This window comes from Mycobacterium sp. (assembly GCF_035499775.1).
GTDB lineage: Bacteria > Actinomycetota > Actinomycetes > Mycobacteriales > Mycobacteriaceae > Mycobacterium.
In genome coordinates this window covers 18,154-43,671 of record NZ_DATJYB010000124.1, presented here as the reverse complement: position 1 = coordinate 43,671, position 25,518 = coordinate 18,154, and the positions used below count along the sequence as shown (strand labels likewise).

Here is a 25,518-nt window from a genome sequence, read left to right as displayed (position 1 = left end):
ATTTGGTCTGCGTCCATGACCGCCGCCTGGATCGGACGTCGACGGGTGCCGGTCTGGTCAGCACGAAAACGCTGGCGCAGCTGGCCGAACTCGAGTACGGCGAATGGCACGACAGCTGGCGACCGGACGGCACCCACGGCGATACCAGCCTGCTGACCCTGGACGCGCTGGTTTCGCTGGTTCTGGACTGGCAGAAGCCGGTAAAGATCTTCATCGAGACCAAACACCCGGTCCGGTACGGCTCGTTGGTGGAAACCAAGCTGCTGGCGCTGTTGCACCGCTTCGGTATCGCCTCACCGGCGTCGGCCGACCGGTCCCGCGCGGTGGTGATGTCCTTCTCGGCGGCCGCAGTCTGGCGCATCCGGCGCACCGCCCCGATGTTGCCGACGGTGCTGCTCGGCAAGAACGCCCGCTACCTGGCCAGCAGTGCGGCTACCGCCGTCGGGGCCACCGCCGTCGGGCCGTGGCTGCCGGCGTTGCGGGAATATCCGCAGCTGGTGGATCGCGCCGCGGCCCAGGGCCGGGCGGTCTATTGCTGGACCGTCGACGAGTACGAGGACATCGACTTCTGCCGGGATGTCGGCGTGGCCTGGATCGGCACCAATTACCCCGGGCGCAGCAAGGCCCGGTTGGAGGTCGGGCGCACTACCACCGGCAGCAGTTAGCGGCGGACCCGCTTCCGCCGATCTTTGCGGCGAGCGTCCGCAAATGTACAGAGAAAGGCCGTTCGGCCGGCATTTTGCGCGCGCTCGCCGGACGGGTTTCCGGTGGCGTGGCTGGCTAAGCCGACGACAGCGAGCCACCCGCGGCGCGTGGCGGGGCCGCTCCGGCCGGCGCCGCGCCGACCTCGCGGGCGATGAAGTTCTCCAGGTCGAACAGGTTGGCGCCAGCGCGATCGGCGACGCGCAGCAGAGTCGTCATCAACGCCACCTCTTCGATCTGTTCCTGCAGGAACCACTGCATGAACTGCTCGCCGAGGTAGTCGCACTCGTCGCGGGCTACCGCGGCCAGCCGGCTGACCTGCTCAGTGACACCACGCTCCTGGTCCAGCGCCAGGGCCAGCGCGTCGCGCGGCCGGTCGAAATGGTTTCGCACCGCGTCGACTCCCGGGATCTCCACGCGGACGTCCCGATCGAGCAGGTGTTGCACCAGCATCATCGCGTGATTCCGTTCCTCGACCGCCTGGTTATAAAAATGCCTCGCCAATTGCGGTAGATCGGAGCCGTCGAAATAAACGGCGATCGCTACATATTGCTGTGCCGCGGTGAATTCGTTGAAAATCTGTTCTTGCAATAATGCGTGAAATTTTGTCTTGGGGCCGTCAAAATCGCTCATGAAAAGCAGGCTACCGCAGGTAGAAGGGGGTTCGCAAAGAAGGCATTCCTTACTCAGGAAAGGTTTTCCTAACTAACTGTGGGATGCTGTATTGCATTAAATGAGGTCAGCTTTGCCTAAGTAAAGCGAGGCTATAAACGTCGTTACTGGTGCACGTCGGGCCCGGTGCTCGGCACCTGCGCATCGGCTTCCAGTGCGGCGAACAACTTGCGGGCCGCATCGTGGTTCCAGACGACCACCGAGCCGACGTCGCTGTCGGTGAACTCACCGATCGGAACGGTCACCGCGGTGGTCGTTCCGTGCAGGGCCCAGCCCAGCCGGGCCAGGTCCCATACGTGGTCACCGTGGTCGACGGTCAACGCGCCGGCGGCCGCACGCGGAACCGAGTACCAGCGCCACGGATTGAGCCACACCGCCGGACTGGCGGCGCGGTGCAACAGCGCCGACATGAACTGCCGCTGATTGACCATCCGGTCCAGATCCGCGCGCGGCGTGGCCCGACTCCGGACGTAACCCAACGCCGTGCGGCCGTCCATCTTCTGGCAGCCCGCGGCCACGTTGATACCGGCGAGCGGATCGTTGATGGGCTCGTTCGGACACACGGTGACCCCGCCGAGGGTGTCGACCAGGGCGGGGAAGCCGCCGAATCCGATTTCGGCGTAGTGGTCCATGCGCAGCCCGGTGGCCTGTTCCACCGTCTGGGTCAGCAGCGTTGCCCCGCCCATGGCGAACGCGGCGTTGATCTTGTCCTTGCCGTGACCTGGGATCGGGACGTACGAATCGCGCGGTATCGACACCATTGTCGGCGGCGTGCTCGATCCCAGCCCGGGTATGTGGACCAGCAGGATGGTGTCGGTGCGACTGCTGCCGACGTCGCCGCCGGTGGCCAGCTCGTGCTGCTGCTCGGCGGTGAGGCCCTGGCGGCTGTCCGAACCGACGATCAGCCAGTTGGTGCCGCGACTGCTCGCCGGCCGACCGGCATAGTCCGCCAGTACCGACTCCCGGTGCAGCTTCGCTTCGAGCCAAGCGGCCTCGCCGATGACGACCGCCAAGGCGAGTAGCGGGGTGATCAACAGCGTCAGCACGACCAGGCGACCCCAGCGGCGTTTGCGGCGCTTGTAGTGCTTGGGCGGGGCCGGCCGCGGCGCGGACCCGCCGGCCGCGACGGGCGGCGGAGGCGGGACCTCGGACGAGATCCGGCGCAGCGGCTCCGTCTGGTCGGCCTGCGGTCGCCGTGGGCCCGCGTCGCGGTGAATCACCTGTGACGGCTCCGACCGTGCGTCCCAGGGCGGGAGCGGCCTCTCAGACCGCGAAAATCGCGGCGATCGGTCACCGTTCACCCGCATAACGTACGTGTTCGGGGGCGATCAGCAATGCAGGCGGCGGAAATTGGACCCCGCCTGGACAGTCAGGGTTGTTACCGGCGCGCTCGCAGGCCGTTGAGAAATGGGCAGCCCATCAGCACCCGGATGGCCTGGCTCAGCCCGGTGATGTCGTCGACCGGCTTGTGGAACGGCAGCCGGATGTCGTGGTCGCCGTCGTTGCCTTCGACGCGAAACCGCACGCCGTACCGGTCCAGACCCAGCGGGCGGACCGGCCCGCGACGCAGTGGCGTCGGGAGCTTCGACACCAGTCGCGCGACCACGTCGTCGTGCGCGGTGGTCAAGTGCCAAAGCAAAGTCGATTCGATCTCGCAGAACGGGTCGGCCCGAGCCGCGAGCAGGTCGCCGACGCTGACCGTCTCGGCACCCGAGGCGTCGGTGACCACCACGGATGCGATCTTCAGTCGCAGCAGTGCGTACCGGGTTTCCTCCGATTCGCATGGCACTGATCGCGGTGTCTCGATTTGCAGCAAAGCCGGGTTCGGGCACTCGGTGGCGATCAGATCCAGCAGCTTGGTCACCGCGCCGGGGTGGATTTGGTGGAGGCGACCGCGGACCCACACCAGCGAACGGACCGGTTCCCGCATGGGCAACGGCGCGTAGTCGGTCAACTCCAGCAGCGCCTGCGATCCGGACACCCCGCAGTCCGGCCCGGCGCGATCGACCGGAACCGCCACGGCGAACGATCCGTCGTACAGCAAGTGGTGGACGGGCGTGGCCACCGGCTCTTCGCCGACCGCGTTCTCTGCGGCCAGCAGTGCGCCACCGGCCCGCACGCAGGCGCTGCGAATGCGTTCCGCGGTCGTCGGCGCGGGACTTGTGACCGGTAACACCATTACCTCCTGTAGATTAGGTAAGCCTAAGTTAACTTAGCGAGCTACGGGACCGCAAGGGCGGCAGGCGGCCACGCGCGATTAGGGTTGTGGGCGTGGCGCGCATCGCATACCTCGGTCCCGAAGGGACGTTCACCGAGGCGGCGCTGCTGCGGATCACGGCCGCCGGCCTGATCCCCCAGGATGCGCAAGACGGGCCCGATGCCGTGCGGCAGCTGCCCATGGAGAACACGCCGGCCGCGCTGGACGCAGTCCGTGCGGGCCGGGCCGACTACGCGTGCGTGCCGATCGAGAACTCGATCGACGGATCGGTGATGCCCACCCTGGACAGCTTGGCCAGCGGGTCGCCGCTGCAGGTATTCGCCGAGACCACGCTGGATGTGGCGTTCAGCATCGTCGTCACCGCCGGCCGCACCGCGGCTGACGTGCGCACATTGGCCGCCTTCCCGGTGGCGGCGGCCCAGGTGCGGCAATGGCTGGCCGCCCAGCTGCCCGGCGTCGAGTTGAGGCCGGCATATTCCAACGCCGACGCCGCGCGACAGGTGGCCGACGGCAACGCAGACGCCGCGGTGACCTCGCCGCTGGCCGCCGCCCACTATGGGCTCGCGGTGCTGGCCGACGGTGTCGTCGACGAGCCCAACGCCCGCACCCGTTTCGTTCTGGTTGGCCTGCCGGGGCCGCCGCCGGCCCGTACCGGGGCCGATCGCACGTCGGCGGTGTTCCGGATCGACAACGTGGCCGGCGCGCTGGTGGCCGCGCTCGCCGAATTCGGCATCCGCGGTATTGACCTTACCCGGATCGAATCCCGGCCCACCCGCACCGAACTCGGCACCTACCTGTTCTTCGTGGACTGCGTCGGCCACATCGACGACGGCGCGGTCGCCGAGGCACTCATGGCGCTGCATCGTCGTTGTGCCGATGTGCGATATCTGGGGTCCTGGCCGACGGGGACGGACGCCGGCCCAGCGGCACCGGTGCCGCCGCCGGTCGACGAGGCGTCGAACTGGCTGGCGCGGCTGCGACAAGGGAAGCCCGAGGAGTCCGGGCGATGAGCGGCCGGTTGGTGCTGCTGCGGCACGGCCAGTCCTTCGGCAACGTCGAGCGGAGGTTGGACACCCGGCCGCCGGGTGCCGCGTTGACGCCTTTGGGCCGTGATCAGGCGCTGGCGTTCGCCCAGGGTTCCGGGCCGCCGGCGCTGCTCGCGCATTCGGTGGCCATCCGGGCATCGGAGACGGCGGCGGTGATCGGTGCCGAATTCGAGCTGGCGGCCCATCAGGTGACCGGGATCCACGAGGTGCAGGTCGGGGAGCTGGAAAACCGCAACGACGACGAGGCGGTCGCAGAGTTCAACGCGATATACGAGCGATGGCATCACGGCGAGCTCGACGTGCCGCTGCCCGGCGGTGAGACCGCCAACGAGGTGCTGGATCGCTATCTGCCCGTGATCACCGACCTGCGCTTGCGCTACCTCGACGACCACGACTGGAACGGCGACATCGTCGTCGTCAGCCACGGCGCGGCGATTCGGCTGGCCTCGGCAGTGCTGGCCGGCGTGGACGCCAACTTTGCGCTGGACAACCATCTGGGCAACGCCGAGTCGGTGGTCTTGTCGCCGATCACCGATGGGCGGTGGAGTTGCGTGCGGTGGGGAGCCCTGACGCCGCCGTTCTACCCGCAGCCCGACGACAGTGCGGTTGCCGATGCGGTGGCCTCGAGCAGCGACCCGATGGGTTGAGTCAAACCGCCAGCGCGACGGATTCGGCGGCGCATTCGCAGCCGATGGCGTCGCAGTCGACGACGAACGTGTGGGGCAGCAGTTCGGGGCTCACACAGCCCGGCTCGGTGCATTCCGACCGGCCTAGTAAGCGGCCAACTGAATGGCGAATAACGGTGCCGTGGCAGTGATCTAAGCCCGCCCGGCAATCGCGGCAGCCCGTGCTCATACGCCGTTCATAGCACTGACGCCGGACGAATCCGGGATGCGACACCCGTCCGGGCGGCTTAACCCCAGCCCAATTCGTCTAACCGGTCGTCGTCGATGCCGAAGTGGTGGGCGATTTCGTGGATCACCGTGATCGCCACCTGCTCGACGACCTCGTCGTCCGAATCGCAGACCTCCAGCAGCGTCTCGCGGTAGATCGTGATGGCGTCCGGCAGTGCTCCGGCGTAGTCGGAATCGCGGTCGGTCAACGCCACCCCCTCGTAGAGCCCCAACAGCTCGTCGTCCTCGGGGTGGCGGTCGGCGACCAATATCACGACGTTGTCCATCGCGTCGGTCAGCTCGGAGGGGATCAGGTCGAGTGCGTCGGACACCAGCTCGTCGAACCGCTGCGGGTCCATCCGCACGGCCACCCGGTCAGGTCCCCGGCGGAGGCTCGGGCCCGGCCGGCGGTGGCGGGCCTTGCGGTGGCGGGCCCTCGGGCGGGGGCGGGGCCTGCGGTGGTTGCGGTGGCGCCTGCGGAGCTTGGGGGATCACCGCCGGCTGATGCGGCAGGTGCTGATTGCCCGGCGGAGTGTTGTCGGGGACGCTGGGCTGCTGCTGTGGGGCCGGCATCGGAGCTGCGACCGGCGGCAGCGTCTGCCGCTCCTCGGGGATGTCGGGCGGTGGTACCGGCGCCTGCCCGTTGATCAGCAGTGCTCCCTTGGCGCTGTTGACCAGCGTGGCCCAACCCCCGTTGCCCAGCGTCGCGCCGATGCTGCACGCGACCTCGCGGCTACCCGCCGACCAACTGGGCATCGACACGGTGGGGTAGATCAGCGTCAGGGTGGTGGTGCGCAACTTGATGGGCGCCAGGTACGCGTCGGTCATCTTGGTGCAGGAGTCCTTGATGAATCCGTCCTGCTCGGGCTCGGCGGGCACGCCATTGGGGAACTTCGCGGCCAGGTCGACCGTGCCGGTGACCTCCATCGCGTGCGGCGCGACACAGTCGACCGGCACGTCGATCGGCTGGTTGGTCGCCGGGTCGATGCTCAAGCAGGTACCGGCGGGCCAGACCTTGGACTGGTCAATGTCGGCGACCTTGCCCTTGTAGGCGATCTGCTGGTTGTTCGCACCGGGCAGCTGCAGGCCGCACAGGATGCGGCGGTCGCCGGACTGGCGCCATGCCCGGTCACCGGACCACAGCAGGCTCACGGTGAACTTGCTGTTGGGGTCGAACTTGGGCCCGAGGTAGTTGCGTACCGCGGACTCGCACTGTTCCTGGGTGATCTGCTGAATGCGGGCCGGCGACGGGGGAGCGGCGGTGGGTCCGTACTCCGAGCCGGGGAAAGTCCGCATGTCGACGGACTCGGCGACCTCGAAGCGGTGATCGTCGGCGCAGTTGACGGTGGCCGCGGAATCCGGCGCGCCATCCGGCCACATCAGGCAGCTGCCGCTGGTGGCGTGGCTGAAGGCGGAGTTGGTCCGGCCGCCGGTGCTGGGCACCGGATCGTTGTCGATGTAGCTGGCCAATCGGCCCGATCCGCTGGTGACCGAAGGAATCGCGGTGACCAGCCCGGCGATCAGCAAGCCGCCAAGCGCGGTGAGAAGCAATGCCCGCCTGGTCGCCGCCGGCGCCAAGGTATGCGGCCACTGAAACCCGTCCGACGGTTGTTCCGTCTCATCCTCTTCGGGGGGCGGGCTTTCTGGGGGGACCTGGTCTTCGAGGTCTTCGGGGTCCTCGGGCTTCTCCGGCATCGGCTCCATTCTGACATTGCAGTTCAAACTGCGTTACAAATGTTGCCGATGTGATGCATTGGGATTGCTCCGGGAGGGTGCTCTGCAACGCCGCTGCCCGGCAAAAAGTAATCTTGCGGCCGTGATCGACCTGAAGTTGCTCCGGGAAGACCCCGCCGCTGTTCGTGGCTCCCAAATCAGCCGTGGTGAAGACCCCGCGCTGGTGGATGGCCTGTTGACAGCCGACGCCGCCCGCCGGTCAGCGATTTCGGCTGCCGACACATTGCGGGCCGAACAGAAGACCGCCAGCAAGAGCGTCGGCGCAGCAACGCCCGACGAGCGCCCGGCGCTGCTGCAGCGCGCCAAGGAACTCGCCGAGCAGGTCAAGGCCGCCGAAGCCGTCCAAGCCGAAGCCGAGACGGCGTTCACCGCGGCGCACATGGCGATCTCCAACGTCATCCTGGACGGTGTCCCTGCCGGCGGGGAGAACGACTACGCGGTGCTCGACATCGTCGGCGAGCCCCCGCTTCTGTCGGACCCGAAGGATCACCTGGAGCTCGGCGAATCGCTGGGCCTCATCGACATGCAGCGCGGTGCCAAGGTGTCGGGCTCGCGGTTCTACTTCCTGACCGGGCGCGGCGCGCTTTTGCAGCTGGGTTTGCTGCAGCTGGCGCTGCAGCTGGCCGTCGACAACGGTTTCGTCCCGATGATCCCGCCGGTGCTGGTGCGCCCCGAGGTGATGGCCGGCACCGGATTCCTGGGTGCGCACGCCGACGAGGTGTACCGGGTGGAAGCCGACGACCTGTACCTGGTGGGCACATCCGAGGTGCCGTTGGCCGGTTACCACTCCGACGAGATCCTCGACCTGTCCGGTGGGCCGCTGCGGTACGCGGGCTGGTCGTCATGCTTTCGCCGCGAGGCCGGCAGCTACGGCAAGGACACCCGCGGCATCATCCGGGTGCACCAGTTCGACAAGGTGGAGGGCTTCGTCTACTGCGAGCCCGGGGAGGCGCAGGCCGAACACGAACGGCTGCTGGGCTGGCAGCGTCAGATGCTGGCGCGCATCGAGGTGCCGTACCGGGTAATCGATGTGGCCGCAGGCGATCTCGGCTCGTCTGCCGCCCGCAAGTACGACTGCGAGGCGTGGGTGCCGACCCAGGGCACCTACCGCGAGCTGACGTCGACGTCGAACTGCACCACCTTCCAGGCGCGCCGGCTGGCCACCCGCTACCGGGACAGGAACGGCAAACCGCAGACCGCGGCCACGCTCAACGGCACCCTAGGCACCACCCGGTGGTTGGTGGCGATCCTGGAGAACCACCAGCAGGCCGACGGCAGCGTTCGCGTGCCCGCGGCGCTCGTGCCGTTCGTAGGCTGCGAGGTGCTGGAACCCGTCTAGCCGCCTCGATCCGCTGCGCCCGGCTAAGCGTCGACTTTCGGCGACGCCGCGGCCGCCGCCTTTTCATGCCGCCGCTGCCGTTCCATGGTGGCGAAGTAGAAGGCGAACGGAAAAGCGAAGCTGGTGAAGAAGCTGGACAGGAAGAACAGCCAGGGGCGGCGGATGCCGCGCCGGAGCCCATCGATGATGGTAAACACCGGCATCAGAATGACGTTCGCGATCATGTAGTCCTGGTTGCCCGATCCGCAGGCCGGCGTGGCGAACTGTCCCTTCAGGAAGCTCGGATAGCTGGCCGGCCCCGAGATCAGGTTCCCCTGCCCGTGCGCGTCCATCACGAAGTGGATGTTGAACCAGTAGCCCAGCGCGATCGACGCGATGCCGGCGGTGTAATACACGCATTCCAGTGGCGAAAGCCACGGCCCGCCTTCGGGTTTGGCATAGATCTTCGGGTTGGACGCGATGATCCCGCCGATGCAGGCGAGTCCGAGCAGGAAGTGCACGATGATGGAGACCATGGGCGCAGTTTCACTCGCGCCGTCAAGTTTTGTCAATAATGTCAAAACGAGGCTATGTTACTGAAATGGTCAGGCCCGCGCAGACGGCCCGCAGTGAACGCACCCGAGAGGCGCTGCGGCAGGCCGCGGTGGTGCGGTTCCTGGCCCAGGGTGTGGAGGACACTTCCGCCGAACAGATCGCGGCGGACGCCGGAGTGTCTCTGAGAACCTTCTATCGCCACTTCACTTCCAAGCATGACTTGCTGTTTGCCGACTACACCGGGTTGACCTGGTTTCGTGCGGCGCTGGACGCCCGGCCGGCCGACGAGCCGGTCATCGATTCCGTCCAGTCGGCCATCTTCGCATTTCCGTATGACGTTGAGGCCGTGACGAAAATCGCTGCCATGCGGGGTGGCGAACTCGATCCGGGCCGGATCGTCCGCCATATCCGGGATGTGCAGGCCGACCTGGCCGACGCCATCCAGGCGCAGCTGCATCGCCGTAGCTGTACCGCGGACCAGACGCCGGATGCGCGGCTCCGCATCACGGTGACCGCGCGCTGCATCGCGGCCGCGGTCTTCGGGGCGATGGAAGCGTGGATGGTCGGCGACGACCGGTCGCTCGGTGAGCTGGCCAGGGTAAGCCACGTGGCGCTGGAGTCGCTGCGGGCCGGCTTCGCCGACACTTGGCTGGCTCATCCAGTTTCGTCATAATTGACAAAACTTTGCGGCCATGCCAGCCTGCACTTCTGGAGGTCAGGGAGATGTCTGAGACTGGGTTTGACGCGATAGTTATCGGCGCCGGGCATAACGGGCTGACCGCGGCGGTGCTGCTGCAGCAGGCCGGACTGCGGACGGTGTGCCTGGACACCAAGCTCTATGCCGGCGGGATGGCCTCCACCGTGGAGCTTTTCGACGGCTACAAGTTCGAGATCGCCGGCTCGGTGCAGTTCCCGACGTCGGCGGTGGTCATCGAGGCGCTGGGCCTGGACACCCTGCCGACCGTCGACCAGGAGGTGATGTCGGTAGCGCTGCGCGGTGTCGGTGACGATCCGCTGGTCCAGTACACCGACCCGATGAAGATGTTCAGTCATCTCAACGAGGTGCACGGGGCCGAGGCCGTCGCCGGGATGGGGGGCCTGCTGGCCTGGAGCCAGGCGCCGACCCGGGCGCTGGGCCGGTTCGAGTCCGCGACGCTGCCCAAGACCCTCGACGAGATGTATGCCTGCGCCACAAACGAATTCGAGCGCTCCACGATCGACGACATGCTGTTCGGTTCGGTCACCGACGTGTTGGACCGCTACTTTCCGGACCGCGAGAAGCACGCCGCCATACGTGGCTCCATGACGGTGCTGGCCGTCAACACCATCTACCGCGGGCCGGCCACGCCGGGCAGTGCGGCCGCGCTGGCCTTTGGCCTGGGCATTCCGTCGGGCGACTTCGTGCAGATGAAGAAGCTGCGCGGCGGCATCGGCGCCCTCACCGCACATCTGTGCCGACAACTCGAAAGTGGCGGCGGCGAAGTTCGGCTGCGCACCAAGGTGACCGAGATCCTGGTCGCCGACGGCAAGGTGACCGGAGTCCGCACCGAGGCGGGGGAAACGTTGACCGCCCCGATCGTCGTCTCCGGCATCGCGCCCGACGTCACGGTCAACGACCTGATCGACCCGTCGCTGCTGCCCGCCGATGTGCGGGAACGCTATGCGCGCATCGACCACCGCGGCAGCTACCTGCAGATGCACTTCGCGCTGGACGAGGCCCCCCACTTCGCCGCACCCTATGAGGCGCTCAACGATCCGGCCATGCAGACCTCGATCGGCATGTTCTGTACACCGGAGGAAGTCCAGCAGCAGTGGGAGGAGTGCCGCCGCGGGATCGTGCCGGCCGACCCAACCCTGGTGCTGCAGATCCCGTCGGTGCACGACCCGGACCTGGCCCCCGAGGGAAAGCACGCCGCGTCGGCGTTCGCGATGTGGTTCCCGATCGAAGGCGGCGCAGATTACGGACAGGCGAAGGTGGAAATGGGTCAGCGCGTGATCGACAAGATCACCCGACTGGCACCGAACTTCGAGCGCAGCATCACCCGGCACACCACCTTCACGCCCAAGCACATGGGTGTCATGTTCGGCGCGCCGGGCGGCGACTACTGCCACGGACTTCTGCACCCGGACCAGATCGGCCAGAACCGCCCGGGACCGAAAGGCTTTATCGGACAGCCGATTCCGGTCGACGGGCTATACCTGGGCAGTGCGGGATGCCACGGCGGACCGGGGATCACGTTCATTCCCGGCTACAACGCCGCCCGTCAGGCGCTGGCCGACGTCAAGGGCTGAGCTCTCAGGCGTCCAACCGGGCGAACTTACCGTTCCGGTACAACTTCACACACTCTGCGCGCCGGACCTTGCCGCTGGTGGTGATCGGAATCGCGCCCGGACTCACCACGACGAGATCGGAGACCGTCAGGCCGTGCGAGGTCGATATCGCGCCGGTGACTTCGCGCTTGACTTCGCCCATCCTGCGCGACACCTCCTCGGGGCTGGCGCCGCGCTTCTTGAATTCGATGATGGTGATCAGCTTCTCGACGCCGTCGTCCGCCGGGACCGCGATCGCCACGCATCGGCCGTGGGTGATCTCTTGGATCGTCGCCTCGATGTCGTCGGGGGAGTGGTTGCGCCCGTAGACGATCAGCAGGTCTTTGATGCGGCCGATGATGAACAGTTCATTTTTGGAGATGAAGCCCGAATCTCCGGTCCTCAGCCAAGGCCCTTCGGGGGTGCCCTCCGACGGGTTGGCGAGCGTTCCCTGGAAGGTGCGCTTGGACTCGGCGGGCTTGTTCCAATAGCCGATAGCGACGTTGTCGCCGTACACCCAGATCTCGCCGACGACATCGTCGGGACACTCGATATTCGTATCGGGGTCGACGATGCGTACCATCGGCGAGTTCGGCACCTCGTAACTGACCAAGGGTGTACCGCCGTCAGCGTCGCACCGCTTGGCCTGTCCACCGGACAAATCATCGGAATCGAAGTCGATGATTTTGGGCGGCTCATTCGACGGGCTCGTCGCCACGTACACCGTCGCTTCCGCGAGCCCATACGAGGGCCGGATCGTCGACTCTTTGAGATTGAAGGGCGCAAACCGCTCGGTGAACCGTTTGATGGTGGTCGGGTGAACCCGCTCGCTGCCGCTCAGGATCGTTCCCACCCGGCCGAGGTCGTATCCGGCCAGGTCAGCGTCCGACGTCTTGCCCGCCGCCAGCTCGAAGGCGAAGTTCGGTGCGGCCGAGAACGCCTGGCCCTCCCGCGCCATCAGTTGCAGCCATCGGGCCGGCCGCTGCAGAAACGCAACCGGGCTGGTGAGGATGGCCGGAAATCCCGCCATAATCGGTGCACAAACTCCTAGCACCAAACCCATGTCGTGATAGAAAGGCAGCCACGACATCAGAAAACCATCGAGCGGCGGGATTCCGCCGGTATGCGCAAAATAGCCGGAAATCAGCTGCCGAAAATTGCTCAGCAGATTTTGATAGGTGATCATTACTCCGGCCGGGGTACGGGTCGATCCCGACGTATATTGCAAATAAACGGCAGTTTGACGTCTATCATCTTCGATACCACGCGGTACCGAACGGTCCAGATCCAGCCGGTCAACCTCGATGATCGACGGCGCGGCTTCATACGGCTGCGGCGTAATATGCTGCGAAATTCCGTCTACCACAGCCGATGTCGTGAGAATGACGGTGGGCGAGGCGTCGTGTATCACCGAATTGGCCCGCTCGTCGCTGGCGCCACCCTGTGGAAGCGACAGCGGCACCGCGACGAGTCCGGCCTGTAATGCGCCCAGAAAAGCAATAATGTAATCGAGGCCCTGCGGAGCTAATATCACCGCGCGGTCACCAGGTGACGCACAACGAGCGAATTCCTGTGCAGCGTTTACCATTCGCCGATGCAGCTGCAAATAGGTAACGACTTCGGAGACACCGGCCCAGTCCTGCTCGTAATCGATAAACTCGAAAGCCGTGCCATTCGGCTTGAGATTGACGCACTGGTGCAGGATTGCGGGGATGGAAGGCTCAACCACAAGCCGACACCCTACCCCCGCACGTATGGGATGCCGCGTCCAATCAGCCTCGGCGCCCAGCACCCGCCCCTAGCGAACCGTCGCCGAAGACCCGGGCGGCAGCTCCCCACGCAATGTTGTCCAGCTGGCGGCCGACGGGTCGGTCGAAGCCGCAGCTTAGCTCCCTGACGTGCGCGTTCGCAGTCGCGAGCGGTGCCCGGGTGCCGTGCGCAACAGCGGGGCTGACTTTGCCGCGCGCCTCGATGGCCCGGGATTTTTTAGGACGGACGCACGATTTTCCGGACAGGTACTAAGCCCAGGAGTTAGGCTGCCGACAAGGAAGTTGGAGGGTTGACTTCGATGCCGGGGGCGGCGGTCTATCTGCAAAGTGGCAGTGTTCCAGCCCGGAATTATTCCGGTGGCGCCCCTTGCGGAGCCGGCGAGTAAGGAAGGGCGAACTCATCGTGGATGAACCGCGTGCTACTCAAGTTGCCGTGATCGGCATGGCGTGCCGGCTGCCGGGGGCGATCGACTCCCCGGAGAAGCTGTGGGAGGCCTTCCTGCGAGGCGACGACTTCGTGGAAGTGGCGACGAACAGGGACGGGTTCGACTACGACTTAGAGGATTTCTACGACCCGGAGCCCGGTGTGCCCGGCCGGACGATATCGAAGTGGGTCGCCCTGCTCGACGACGTCGCGGGGTTTGACGCGGAGTTTTTCGGCATCAACGAGCGGGAGGCCGCCGAGATCGATCCGCAGCACCGGTTATTGATGGAAACCGCGTGGGAGGCGGTGGAGCATGCCGGTGTCAATCCAGTGACGCTGGCCGGTTCGAGGACCGGTGTGTTCGTCGGGTTAACGCACTTCGACTACGCCTATTTGGCGGCCGACGCGGGTTACCTGGCGAGTCCCTATTCCTTCACCGGGACGAGTTTCAGCCTGGGATCGGGGCGCATTTCGTACGCGATGAACCTGCGCGGTCCTGCGGTGACCGTGGACACGGCGTGTTCGTCCGGCCTGACCGCGGTCCATCTGGCTTGCCGCAGCCTGGCTGACGGGGAAAGCGAACTTGCCCTGGCGGGCGGGGCGACGGTGATGTTGGAACCGCGCAAGTCAGCCGGGGGATCTGTGGCCGGCATGTTGTCCGCCACGGGGCATTGCCATGCGTTCGACGTCAAAGCGGACGGGTTCGTCACCGGCGAGGGCTCCATAGTCATGTTGCTCAAGCGGTTGCCCGACGCAGTGCGAGACGGTGACCGCATCCTGGCTGTGCTGCGCGGGACCGCCACCAATCAGGACGGCCACAGCGTCAACATCCAGACACCGTCGGGGGACGCGCAGGTCGAGGTGTATCGGGAGGCATTGGCCGCGGCCGGAGTGGACGCCGAAACCATCGGCATGGTTGAGGCGCATGGCACGGGTACTCCGGTAGGCGATCCGATCGAGTACTCGAGCTTGGCGCAGGTGTACGGCATCAGCGGGCCCTGTGCGGTGACATCGTCGAAGACGAATTTCGGGCACACGTCAGCGGCCGCCGGGGCTTTGGGGCTGATGAAAGCGGTCTTGGCGGTACAGAACGGCATCGTTCCGCAGAACCTGCATTTCACCGGTCTGCCCGAGGACATGGCGTCCATCGAGACGGAACTGTTTGTGCCGCAGGCGACTACACCATGGCCCACCAACGGCGGCCAGCCGCGCCGCGCGGCGGTGTCGTCCTACGGGTTGTCTGGCACGAACATGCACGCGATCGTCGAGCAGGCACCGGAGTCCGACGCTTCGATTGCCGAGACCCCCGAGGTGTCCAAGCAGCTGGTCTTCCCGTTGTCATCCACTTCCGCCGAAGAGTTGCGCCGGACCGCCGGGCGGCTGGCCGACTGGGTTGCCGAGCGGGGTGACTCCCTTCGGCTACCTGATCTGGCCTACACGTTGGCGTGTCGGCGCGGGCACCGTCCGGTGCGGACCGCGGTGATCGCCGGCAACCAGGAAGAGCTGATCGCGGCGCTGCGTGAGGTCGCCGACGGCGATATGCCCTATCAGCCTGCGGTGGGCCGAGACGATCGGGGCCCGGTGTGGATGTTCTCCGGGCAGGGATCGCAGTGGGCCGGGATGGGTGCTGCCCTGTTGGCCGGCGAACCTGTGTTCGCCGCGACCGTGGCCGAGGCGGAGCCGCTGATCCAGCGCGAGTCAGGCTTTTCGGTGACCGAGATGATGTCGGCGCCCGAGATGTCCACCCGTATCGACCAGATCCAGCCGACCCTGTTCACCATGCAGGTCGCGCTGGCGGCAACGATGAAGTCGCATGGGGTAACCCCGAGTGCGGTTATCGGCCATTCGATGGGTGAGGTGGCGGCCGCCGTGGTCGCCGGCGCGTTGTCGCTTGACGACGGGGTGCGGGTGATCTGTCGGCGGTCGCGGCTGATGGCGCGCATCTCCGGCGCCGGTGCGATGGCGTCCGTGGAACTGCCCGCCCTGAACGTGCTTTCGGAACTGACCACCCGCGGTATCAACGACGTCGTCGTCTCGGTGGTGGCCTCGCCGCAGTCGACCGTCGTGGGCGGCGACGCGCAAACGGTCCGCGAATTGGTGGCGTCGTGGGAGCAGCGTGAGGTGATGGCGCGCGAGGTGGCCGTCGATGTGGCCTCGCATTCACCCCAGGTTGATCCGATACTCGACGAGCTGATGGCGCAGTTGGCGGACCTCGCGCCCGCGCTGCCCGAGGTGCCGTGCTACTCCACCGTGTTGTACGACCCGCACGACTCGCCGGAGTGGGATGCGCAGTATTGGGCGGACAACCTGCGTCAGACGGTGCGGTTTGCTGCGGCGGTGCAGGCGGCGCTCGAGGACGGGCACCGGGTTTTCGCGGAGTTGTCGCCACATCCGTTGTTGACGGTGTCTGTCCAGCAGACCGCTTCGCCGCTGGATGTGCCGGTTACGACTCTGGCGGGGATGAGGCGAGAGCAGGAGCTGCCCTTCGGTTTGCTGCAGTTCGTCGCCGATCTGCATGGCGCCGGCGCGACGGTGGACTTCGCAGCGCTGTGTCCTGATGGCCGGCTGGTGGATGCGCCGTTGCCGACCTGGACGAAACGTCAGCTCATGCTCGACCTCAGCGGTAAGGCCATCACTTCTGATCAGGCCAACCGCGTTGCGGTGCACCCGCTGCTGGGATCACACGTGCGTCTGCCGGAGGAGCCCGAGCGCCACGTCTGGCACGGCGACGTCGGCACCGGCGCGGTGCCGTGGCTGGACGACCACCGGGTCAACAATGTGGCCGTCCTGCCGGGCGCGGCCTACTGCGAGATGGCTTTGGCTGCCGCACAAGAGGTGTACGGAAAAGCCTCCGAGGTGCGTGACGTCAGCTTCGAGCAGATGTTGATGCTCGACGAGGAGACACCGATATACGGTGTCGCGCAGGTGGTCTCGCCGGGCGTGGCCGATTTCACGGTGGAGACCTATGGGTTCGGCATGCGGCTGCGGCGGGCCGGTGCGGGTTTGCGCGCCGACGAAGAGCAGGACCAGCCGGCAGCGCGCGACATCGCTGAATTGCTGTCCGCCCACACCCAGAGCGTGGACGTCGCGGCGCTGCGGTCCGCGTTCGCGATGGTCGGTATCAACAGCGGACGCGCCTTCGAGGGGCTGGTCGCGGCGCACACCGCCGAGGGAACGAATTCGGTGTTGGCCGAGGTCCGGTTGCCCGCCGGGCTGCGCGCCCAGCAGGGCGGCTACGGGGTGCACCCCGCGCTGCTGGACGCCTGCTTCCAATCGGTGCCCGCGCATCCCGACGTCCAGGCCGCGGCCGTCGGTGGTTTGCTGCTGCCGTTGGGCGTGCGCCGGCTGAAGGCCTACTCGTCGACCCGCAGTGCCCGGTACTGCCACGTTCGCGTGGTCAACGCCGACGCCACCGGCGTCGAGGCCGACCTGGATGTGCTCGACGAGGAAGGCAAGCTCCTGCTGTGCGTGCAGGGGCTGCGGATGGGCGGTGGGGTCTCGCAGCGTGGGCGAGCGGCCCGAGTCCTCAACGAGCGGCTGCTGACCATCGAGTGGGGACAGCGGGAATTGCCCGAGGTCGAGCACGTCGACGCGGGCAAGTGGATGGTGATCAACACCGCCGAAAACGGAGACGCGCTGACCGCCGGCCTGACAGATGCGTTGAAGTCGGCCGAAGCGGAATGCACGACACTGATGTGGCCGCCGCAGGCTGACCACCAGGCCAACACCGAACTGCTGACCTCCTATCTCGGGGAGCAGCGGTTCACCGGCCTGGTCGTGGTGATGGGTCCGCAGAACGGCAACCCCGACGAGCAGTCGGGTTTGCGGGGTGAGGCGAATGTGCGGCGGATCGTGCGCATCGCACGACAGGTGTCGGAGGTCTCCGGCGAACCCCCGCGCCTATACGTGGTGACCCGGAAGACTCACACGGTGCTACCCGACGACGTGGCCAACCTCGAGCACGCCGGGATCCGTGGCTTATTGCGGGTGATCAGCACGGAACATCCACACCTGCGTCCCACCCAGATCGACGTGGACGGGAACACCGACGTCGAGCGCCTGGTGGGGCAGCTGCTCAGCGGGTCGGCGGAGGACGAGACCGCGTGGCGCGATGGCCAGTGGTACACGGCACGGTTGTGCCCCAGTCCGTTGCAGGCCGAGGAGCGGCACACCACCGTCGTCGACCACGAGGTCGGCGCGATGAAACTGCAGATCCGCACGCCCGGTGACCTGGAATCGATGGAACTCGTCGCCTTCGACCGCGTTCCGCCGGGACCGGGGCAGATCGAGGTGGCCGTCACGAGGTCGAGCATCAACTTCGCCGACGTCCTCAACTGCTTCGGCCAATTCCCGGCCTTCGAGGGCGTCCTGCCCGGGCTCGGAATGGACTTCGCCGGCGTGGTGACCGCGGTGGGCGAGGGTGTGACCGGGCACCGTGTCGGTGACCGTGTCGGCGGCGTATCGGGTACCGGCTGTTGGGCCACGTTCGTGCTCTGCAGTGCCGAACTGGCCTTCAAGCTGCCGGACGAGTTGAGCGACGACGACGCGGCGGCGATCACCACGGTGGCGGCCACCGCGTGGTGCGGCCTGCATGACCTGGCCCGGATCTCCGCGGGGGACAAGGTGCTGATCCACTCCGGGACCGGCGGGGTCGGGCAGGCGGCGATCGCGATCGCCCGGGCCGCAGGCGCCGAGATCTTCGCCACCGCCGGCAGCGACGACCGTCGACAATTGTTGCGCGACTGGGGCATTGAGCATGTCTACGACTCGCGCACGACCTCGTTCGCCGACCAGATCCGCGACGACACCGACGGCTACGGGGTCGACATCGTGCTCAACTCGGTCACCGGTCCGCTGCAGCGCGCCGGCATCGACCTGCTGACGTTCGGCGGACGCTTCGTCGAAATCGGCAAGAAGGACATCTACGGCGACACGCGGGTGGGCCTGTTCCCATTCCGCCGCAACCTCTCGTTCTACGGCTGCGACCTGGCTCTGATGTCCGCCACCCATCCGCACAAGGTGCGGGAGCTGCTGAAGACCGTGTTCGAACTGACGGCCGAGGGCAAGCTGCCGACGCCCCAGATCACGCACTACCCGTTGGACGAGGCGCACACCGCGATCCGGGCGATGGCCGGAGCGCAACACACCGGCAAGCTGCTGCTCGACGTGACGCGCACCGGGCACAGCAAGGCAGTGGTGCCGCCGGAGCAGGTTCCGACCTTCCGCAGCGATGGTGCCTACATCATCACCGGCGGCCTGGGCGGACTGGGACTGTTCCTGGCCGAGAAGATGGGCGCTGCGGGCTGCGGCCGCATCGTGCTCACCTCACGGTCGGAGCCCAGCCTCAAAGCGCAGGAGACCGTCCAGCTCATCCGTGCGACCGGCGCCGACATCGTCGTGGAGTGCGGCGACATCACCGAACCGGAGACGGCGAGGCGTCTGGTCGAGGTGGCGACGGCGACCGGGTTGCCGCTACGCGGGGTCCTGCACGCGGCCGCGGTCGTCGAGGACGCCACGCTGGCCAACATCACCGACGAATTGATCGAGCACGACTGGGCTCCGAAGGTCTACGGCGCGTGGAACCTGCATGAGGCCACCGCGTCGCTGCAGCTGGACTGGTTCTGCTTATTCTCGTCGGGCGCGGCACTCATCGGCTCACCGGGTCAGGGTGCTTATGCAGCAGCCAACAGCTGGCTGGACGCGTTCTGCCACTGGCGGCGGGCGCACGGCCTTCCGGCCACCGCGATCGGGTGGGGAGCCTGGGCCGAGATCGGTCGCGGGCAGGAGATCGCGGCAGTGGTTGCCGACGCGGGCGGTGCCATCGCCCCCGATGACGGCGCCTACGCGTTCGAGGCACTGCTGCGCTACAACCGGCCCTACACCGGCTACACGCCGATCACGGGCGGAACGCCGTGGCTGCTGGCCTTTGCTCAGCGCAGTCCGTTCGCCGAGCTGTTCAAGACCGCGGGCCAAAGTTCCGGGGGCAGCGCCAAATTGCGCGCGGAGTTGAATGCGTTGCCGCGCGAGGAGTGGCCCAGCCACCTGCGGCGCATGCTGTCCGAGCAACTCGGCCTGCTGCTGCGCCGATCCATCGACCCGGACCGGTCGCTGTCCGAGTACGGCCTCGACTCGCTGGGCAACCTCGAACTGCGCACCCGCATCGAATCCGAGACGGGAATCCGCATCAATCCCAGTGAGATCACCACCGTGCGACAGTTGGCCGACCATCTCTGCGAGAAACTGGCACCCGAAGATGCCCCCGCGGCCACGTCGGGAGAAGCCGTCGCGGTAGCCGAATCATGACGGACAGTGCATCGCGGCGTGCCAGACCGCACGGGCAACAGCACCGGAGGCCGGGTTGTTAGTAGGACCAGCACAGGTAGCAACCGTCGCCGAGTGGGTGCCGAGCCCGGGAAAGCTCGTATCTTGGGCGCCGACGGCCGCGTCGCGCGCCAAAGTCGGTGAAGCGCCGATAAGTGCCGTGCCGCCGAGCTATATCCAGGCTCGGCATCTGCGTAACTTCACCGACCAGGCCGCCCTCGGGCGGGATCACTCACGCCTGTTCATCGCGACCTGCGATGTGCTCGGGCAGTGCGATATCCGGGCGATGACGTACGTCGTCAATGTGCACCTGCGCCGGCACACCACCTACCGCAATTGGTTCGAGTACCAGGATTCCGAACACATCATTCGGCACACCATCGGCGACCCGGCCGACATCAAGTTCGAGCCGACCGTGCAGGGCGATCGCTCCGGTGCGGAATTGCGTGCCGAAGTAGTAGCTACGCCGGATCCCCTACAGTGGGATTGCTTCCGGTTCGGCATCATTCAAGGTCCGGATCGCTTCACCTTTTTTGCCAGCATCGATCACCTCCATGTGGACGGGCAGTTCGTCGGCGTCGGACTGATGGAGTTCCAGACGATCTATTCCGCGCTGGTGGCAGGTGGTCGTCCGATGCCACTGCCGGACGCGGGCAGCTACGACGACTACTGCCTGCGCCAGCGCGCGTACACCTCGTCGTTGACCAGCGACTCCCCGGAAGTAAAGGCCTGGACGGAGTTCGTCGAACTCAATGACGGCGCTTTCCCGGAGTTCCCGCTGCCGCTCGGTGATCTATCGGCGCCCTGCGCCGGCGACATGCTCACGGTGACGTTGATGGACAAACAGCAGACGGAGCAGTTCGAATCCGCTTGCGTGGCAGCGGGCGCCCGGTTCATCGGCGGCATCTTCGCGTGCATCGGCCTCGCGGTACACGAGCTGACCGGTGCCGACACCTACTGCGCGCTCACTCCCAAAGACACCCGCAGCCTTGGCGAGCTGACCATACAGGGCTGGTTCACCGGTCAGATTCCGGTCACCGTTCCCATCGCGGAGACAACTTTCAACGAGGCGGCGCTCGTCGCGCAGACTTCCTTCGATTCGGGAGCGCCCCTGGCGGAAGTGCCGATCGAACGCGTGGCGGAACTAGTGCCGTCGGTGCGCAGGCCGCAGCCCTTCTTTGCCATGGTGAATTTTTTCGACGCGAGCCTCAATGAGGCATTACCGTTGGTCAACATGCTGCTGGAACAGCATAACGTGACTAATCTCGGCGTCTACACCGACGCCAGGCTGACTTATCCGGTAAGCACAATGGTGGGCCGGCTCGATGCAACCGTTGTCACCGTCTTGTTGCCGAAGCATCCCGTCGCTCGCGAATCCGTCACCAGATATCTGGAGACAATAAAATTCATCTGCGCCCGGGTTGCCGATGGCGGCGGTTCGGAGCATCTATCAGATGTCAGTGAGCTTTTCGGGAAACCGGCGAGCTGATTTTCTACGAATTTCTAAGAATAGCGAGCTGGTAAGGCGATTTCGCTGATATCCGGACGTTCCAGGAGGTAGCGAATGTCACGGCAGACGGGGACGGTAAGCCCACCCGCTGGCGGCGGGGTCTTTGCGCGACTGAGTGCGCTGGTGGTGCGGTGGCCGTGGGCGGTGATCGGCGCTTGGATCGTGCTCGCGGGCGTGCTTTCAGTGACGACGCCAACCCTGGAAGATATCGCCCAGCGGCGTCCGGTGGCCATCTTGCCGTCCAGCGCGCCATCGTTGGCCGCGAGCCAGCAGATGAATGCCACATTTCACGAATCCGGTGCGGAAAGCATCGTGGTGGTCGTGCTCAGCGACGCCAAGGGGCTGAGTCAGGCCGACGAAGCCACCTATAAGAAGCTGGTCGACACGCTGCGCGCGGACACCCGAGACGTCGTGATGCTCCAAGACTTCCTCACGACACCGCCCCTGCGCGAGTTCATGACCAGTAAGGATCATCAGGCCTGGATCCTGCCGCTGGCCTTGCCCGGCACGTTGGAGTCCAAGCAATCGAAACAGGCGTACACGCGGGTCGACGATCTGATCAAACGCACCGTCGCGGGGTCCACGCTGAGCGTCAATGTGACCGGGCCGGCGTCCACCGTCGCCGACATGAACCGCACCGGGCAGCGGGACAAGACGCAAATCGAGTTGGCGATCACGATTTTGTTGTTCTTGATTTTGTTGGTCATTTACCGCAACCCGAGAACCATGATGCTGCCGTTGATCACGATCGGTATGTCGGTGGTGGTTGCGCAGCGCGTTGTCGCGCTGGTAGGCGTGGCGGGCCTGGGTATTGCCAATCAGACCGTGATTTTCATGAGCGGCTTGATGGTGGGCGCGGGGACGGATTACGCCGTCTTCCTGATTAGCCGCTATCACGATTATTTGCGGCAGGGTGAGGATTCGGATCAAGCGCTCACCAAGGCGTTGACCTCCATTGGCAAGGTGATTGCCGCCTCGGCGGCGACGGTGGCCATCACCTTTCTCGGGATGATCTTCACCGAATTGGGAATTCTGAAAACCGTCGGTCCGGTCTTGGGACTTTCGGTAGCTGTCGCCTTCTTCGCCGCGGTGACGTTGCTGCCGTCGCTCATGGTGCTGGCCGGGCGTCGTGGCTGGCTTGCCCCGCGGCGCGAACTGACCCGCCCGTTCTGGCGGCGTTCCGGAATCCACATTGTGCGCCGGCCCAAGACCCATTTGGTCGCCAGTGCGCTGGTGCTGATCATCCTGGCCAGTTGTGCGGGCCTGGCCCACTACAACTACGACGACCGCAAGAGCTTGCCGGCTTCTGTGGAGAGCTCGGTCGGGTATGCGGCTCTGGACAAGCATTTCTCGACCAACCTGATCATTCCGGAGTACTTGTTCATCCAATCGCCGCACGACTTGCGCACGCCGCAGGGCCTCGCCGACCTGGAGCAGATGGCGCAACGGGTGAGCCAGGTGCGGGGTGTCGCGATGGTCCGAGGCATCACCCGACCGACCGGACAATCGTTGGAGCAGGCCCGGGCGTCGTGGCAGGCCGGCCAGGTCGGCGGCAAGCTCGACGAGGGTTCCAAGTTGATCCAGGGCCGCGGCGGCGAGCTTGACAGGCTGGCCGGCGGAGCACACACGATGGCGGACAAGCTCGGCGAAGTGCGGGCACAAGTCAACCAGGCGGTGGGTACCGCGGGCGGTCTGATCGACGCTCTCTCGTATCTGTCGAACACCTTCGGCGGGGGTAGTAAGACGCTGGGCGAACTCCAGGGCGCGATGCAACTGGTCGGCAGCATGCGCAGCCTCGGCGACACCATCGGGGTGAATGCCAACTTCATCGCGAACAACTCCGAATGGGCAACCCCGGTGCTGGACGCACTGGACAGCAGTCCTGTTTGTAGTACGACGCCGCCGTGCGCCAATGCGCGCGCCGAACTGCAGCGACTGGTTGCCGCACGGGACAACGGAGCCCTGGGCAAGTTAGCCGAGCTGGGCAAGCAGTTGCAGGCGACGCAGTCCTTACAGACCCTGGCGTCGACCGTGTCGGGGCTGACCCGGGCATTGAGTACCGTCAACGGCGCGATGGGCTCGATGGGGGTGGGCAGTCCGGGCGGCATGAAAGCCAAGGTCAACTTCCTGCAACAAGGGGCCAACAGCCTCGCCGACGGCAGCAAGCAACTGGCCGACGGCGTGCAACTGCTGGTCGACCAGGTCAAGAAGATGGGTCTCGGGCTCGGTGAGGCTTCGGCGTTCCTGTTGGCGATGAAAGACACCGCGACGACGCCGGCGATGACCGGGTTCTACATTCCCCCGCAGCTGTTGTCGTATGCCACCGGCGAGACAACCGGCCCCGGAGCACTCCCGCCTGAGGCGCAGGATCTGTTCAAGGGGATGAACATCGAACAGCTGAGGCAATTTGCCTCGGCCTTCGTCTCGTCAGACGGCCGCGCGGTGCGGTATTTAGTACAAACCGATTTCAACCCGTTCAGCACGGCGGGAATGGACCAGGTCAAGGCGATCACTGCGGCCGCTCAGGGCGCGCAACCCAATACCACCCTGGCCGATGCTCACGTATCGCTCGTGGGTTTACCGGTGGTCCTTAAAGACACGCGGGACTACTCGAATCGCGATTTGCAATTCATCATCATCATGACGGTCTGCGTTGTGCTGTTCATCTTGGTCGTGCTGTTACGCGCGATCGTCGCGCCGCTCTATCTGATTGCGTCCGTGATCGTTTCGTATGTGTCGGCGCTCGGCATCGGCGTGATCGTATTCCAATTCATCGGGGGCCAGGAATTGCATTGGAGCGTGGCCGGATTAACTTTCGTGATCTTGGTGGCGGTGGGTGCGGATTACAACATGCTGCTGGTTTCCCGGTTGCGCGACGAGTCGGGGTCGGGAGTGCGTTCCGGGGTCATTCGTACCGTGACGTCGACCGGCGGTGTGATCACCGCGGCGGGCCTGATCATGGCCGCGTCGATGTACGGCCTGGTGTTCTCCAGTCTCACCAGTGTCGTTCAGGGCGCTTTTGTTCTCGGCAGCGGACTGCTTCTGGACACCTTCCTGGTGCGCACCATCTTGGTGCCGGCGATCGCGGTCTTGGTCGGGCGGGCCAACTGGTGGTGGCCGTCGAGCTGGAATATGTCGACGTGGTGGACCGCATTACGACTCAACCGCCGCCAAGCCCAGCGGCGCAAACGTAAGCCGCTGCTGCCGGATTCGGAGAAATTGCCGAGGTGGTCGGACGACGACCTGATCGGGTTCTCGCTGCGCGACGGGCTCCGGCTCTAGACCCTGACAAACCTAGAACGTGTAGCCGAACCGCGCGATGTCCTCAGCGAACAAGCGCGCCACGATATCCCGCGTTTCCGGCTGGTAGTAACTCCGGTAGTCGGGCCGGCGCAGGGATCCGTTCAGGCACCCCAGCGGAATGTCGATGCCCAGCGTTTTGCAAACGTGCGCGAAGTCGCTCTTTGCGTTCTCGAATCGTCCCACGTAGTCGACGATGAGCTCGCCGTCGGCATCGGTGATAAAGCCGGAGCAGCCGCCCGGCGAGAGCACCGGCAGCTGACGGACCCAATCTTCGAACCTGGGGCAGCGCTGCATCAGGTACGCCTCGTCGAATTGATTGCCCAGCGTGTGGTCCTCAGCGAGGCGCGCTTGGGTGTACGCGTATCTCGAGACGGCGCGGTCCCAGGGGTTGCGCACGAACGCGAACTTGAAATAGTCGTTCCAGGTGCTCTTGGGCAGTAGTTCGCGCAGTATCCGCCCGGCGACGTGGGGTTGTTCGTAGGTGGCGAGCGGGCTCAAGGGATTGAGACTTCGGAATTCCTTCAGCAGCCTTGCGCCGTCCGGATGACTGGCCAGCTGGTCCCACAGGCCGGCACCTAGCCACTCGGCCTGCTCGCCCGCCGGCAATGCCTTTGACAGCCCGTCCGTCATGGAGATGCCGGCGCACTTCGGGATGTGAATGAAGATGGCTCGCAGCGAGTGAAAGATCGGCAACGTGTCAGCCTCCCAGAATCGACTGCAACCCTAGGTGCGAACTACCACAT

17 protein-coding genes and 1 pseudogene are annotated in these 25,518 nt (G+C 65.8%); 9 read left to right on the top strand and 9 right to left on the bottom strand.

All coding sequences use genetic code 11. The features are described from left to right. Window positions 1-665: glycerophosphodiester phosphodiesterase family protein (locus VML93_RS09050; RefSeq protein ID WP_325609796.1), on the top strand; the 665-nt coding region annotated here is incomplete at its 5' end. Between the two features lie 115 nt (window positions 666-780). On the opposite strand, the gene VML93_RS09045 is transcribed toward VML93_RS09050, so the two are convergent. The 3 genes from VML93_RS09045 to VML93_RS09035 all read right to left on the bottom strand — a co-directional run bounded on the left by VML93_RS09045 (window position 781) and on the right by VML93_RS09035 (window position 3,550). Next, window positions 781-1,335 (bottom strand): ferritin, encoded by a 555-nt coding sequence (locus VML93_RS09045; RefSeq protein ID WP_325609794.1) that lies wholly within the window; start codon window positions 1,333-1,335, stop codon window positions 781-783. A gap of 143 nt (window positions 1,336-1,478) precedes the next feature. After that, a complete protein-coding gene (locus VML93_RS09040; protein WP_325609792.1) occupies window positions 1,479-2,675 on the bottom strand; it encodes an LCP family protein in 1,197 nt (398 codons plus the stop codon). 77 nt (window positions 2,676-2,752) lie between these two features. After that, complete coding sequence (locus VML93_RS09035) at window positions 2,753-3,550, bottom strand: DUF2470 domain-containing protein (RefSeq protein WP_325609807.1); 798 nt, start codon at window positions 3,548-3,550, stop codon at window positions 2,753-2,755. 95 nt (window positions 3,551-3,645) lie between these two features. Here VML93_RS09035 and pheA point away from each other — a divergent pair, with 95 nt between their 5' ends. Beyond that, window positions 3,646-4,602, top strand: coding sequence for a prephenate dehydratase (pheA, locus tag VML93_RS09030; RefSeq protein ID WP_325609790.1), 957 nt, complete (start codon window positions 3,646-3,648; stop codon window positions 4,600-4,602). Further along, window positions 4,599-5,285 carry a histidine phosphatase family protein gene (locus tag VML93_RS09025; RefSeq protein ID WP_325609788.1) on the top strand — a complete coding sequence of 229 codons (687 nt, stop codon included), beginning with the start codon at window positions 4,599-4,601 and terminating at the stop codon, window positions 5,283-5,285. The genes pheA and VML93_RS09025 overlap by 4 nt, the downstream gene beginning before the upstream one ends. 1 nt (window position 5,286) lies before the next feature. Here the strand turns inward: VML93_RS09025 and VML93_RS09020 are convergent, their stop codons facing one another. The 3 genes and pseudogenes from VML93_RS09020 to VML93_RS09010 all read right to left on the bottom strand — a co-directional run bounded on the left by VML93_RS09020 (window position 5,287) and on the right by VML93_RS09010 (window position 7,235). Further along, window positions 5,287-5,493, bottom strand: coding sequence for a hypothetical protein (locus tag VML93_RS09020; protein ID WP_325609786.1), 207 nt, complete (start codon window positions 5,491-5,493; stop codon window positions 5,287-5,289). Then, window positions 5,490-5,902 (bottom strand): annotated as a pseudogene (locus tag VML93_RS09015) (metallopeptidase family protein). Before VML93_RS09015 ends, VML93_RS09020 begins: the two are co-directional and overlap by 4 nt. A gap of 4 nt (window positions 5,903-5,906) precedes the next feature. Then, on the bottom strand, window positions 5,907-7,235 hold the full coding sequence (locus VML93_RS09010; protein WP_414686311.1) for a septum formation family protein: 1,329 nt from the start codon (window positions 7,233-7,235) through the stop codon (window positions 5,907-5,909). Between the two features lie 112 nt (window positions 7,236-7,347). Between VML93_RS09010 and serS the strand changes: the two genes are divergently transcribed. Further along, window positions 7,348-8,604 (top strand): serine--tRNA ligase, encoded by a 1,257-nt coding sequence (gene serS, locus VML93_RS09005; RefSeq protein ID WP_325609780.1) that lies wholly within the window; start codon window positions 7,348-7,350, stop codon window positions 8,602-8,604. Between the two features lie 23 nt (window positions 8,605-8,627). On the opposite strand, the gene VML93_RS09000 is transcribed toward serS, so the two are convergent. Continuing rightward, window positions 8,628-9,119: a DUF2834 domain-containing protein gene (locus VML93_RS09000; protein ID WP_325609778.1), complete on the bottom strand. Its 492-nt coding sequence runs from the start codon at window positions 9,117-9,119 to the stop codon at window positions 8,628-8,630. A gap of 65 nt (window positions 9,120-9,184) precedes the next feature. Here VML93_RS09000 and VML93_RS08995 point away from each other — a divergent pair, with 65 nt between their 5' ends. Both VML93_RS08995 and VML93_RS08990 read left to right on the top strand, forming a co-directional pair. After that, window positions 9,185-9,811 (top strand): TetR/AcrR family transcriptional regulator, encoded by a 627-nt coding sequence (locus tag VML93_RS08995; RefSeq protein WP_325609776.1) that lies wholly within the window; start codon window positions 9,185-9,187, stop codon window positions 9,809-9,811. A gap of 50 nt (window positions 9,812-9,861) precedes the next feature. Then, the gene (locus VML93_RS08990; RefSeq protein ID WP_325609774.1) at window positions 9,862-11,430 is read left to right on the top strand and encodes an NAD(P)/FAD-dependent oxidoreductase; all 1,569 of its coding nucleotides are present in this window, start codon (window positions 9,862-9,864) and stop codon (window positions 11,428-11,430) included. A 4-nt stretch (window positions 11,431-11,434) separates the two neighbouring features. On the opposite strand, the gene VML93_RS08985 is transcribed toward VML93_RS08990, so the two are convergent. After that, window positions 11,435-13,177 (bottom strand): AMP-binding protein, encoded by a 1,743-nt coding sequence (locus VML93_RS08985; protein WP_325609805.1) that lies wholly within the window; start codon window positions 13,175-13,177, stop codon window positions 11,435-11,437. Between the two features lie 443 nt (window positions 13,178-13,620). Here VML93_RS08985 and pks2 point away from each other — a divergent pair, with 443 nt between their 5' ends. From pks2 to VML93_RS08970, 3 genes are all read left to right on the top strand, one after another. After that, on the top strand, window positions 13,621-19,944 hold the full coding sequence (gene pks2, locus VML93_RS08980; RefSeq protein WP_414686310.1) for a sulfolipid-1 biosynthesis phthioceranic/hydroxyphthioceranic acid synthase: 6,324 nt from the start codon (window positions 13,621-13,623) through the stop codon (window positions 19,942-19,944). A 55-nt stretch (window positions 19,945-19,999) separates the two neighbouring features. Further along, window positions 20,000-21,451, top strand: coding sequence for a condensation domain-containing protein (locus VML93_RS08975; RefSeq protein WP_325609772.1), 1,452 nt, complete (start codon window positions 20,000-20,002; stop codon window positions 21,449-21,451). A 75-nt stretch (window positions 21,452-21,526) separates the two neighbouring features. Next, window positions 21,527-24,754, top strand: a complete 3,228-nt coding sequence (locus VML93_RS08970) for an MMPL family transporter (RefSeq protein WP_325609770.1) — start codon at window positions 21,527-21,529, stop codon at window positions 24,752-24,754. Between the two features lie 12 nt (window positions 24,755-24,766). Here VML93_RS08970 and VML93_RS08965 read toward each other — a convergent pair whose 3' ends face one another. Then, window positions 24,767-25,468 carry a sulfotransferase family 2 domain-containing protein gene (locus tag VML93_RS08965; protein WP_325609768.1) on the bottom strand — a complete coding sequence of 234 codons (702 nt, stop codon included), beginning with the start codon at window positions 25,466-25,468 and terminating at the stop codon, window positions 24,767-24,769. Between the last annotated feature and the right edge of the window lie 50 nt (window positions 25,469-25,518).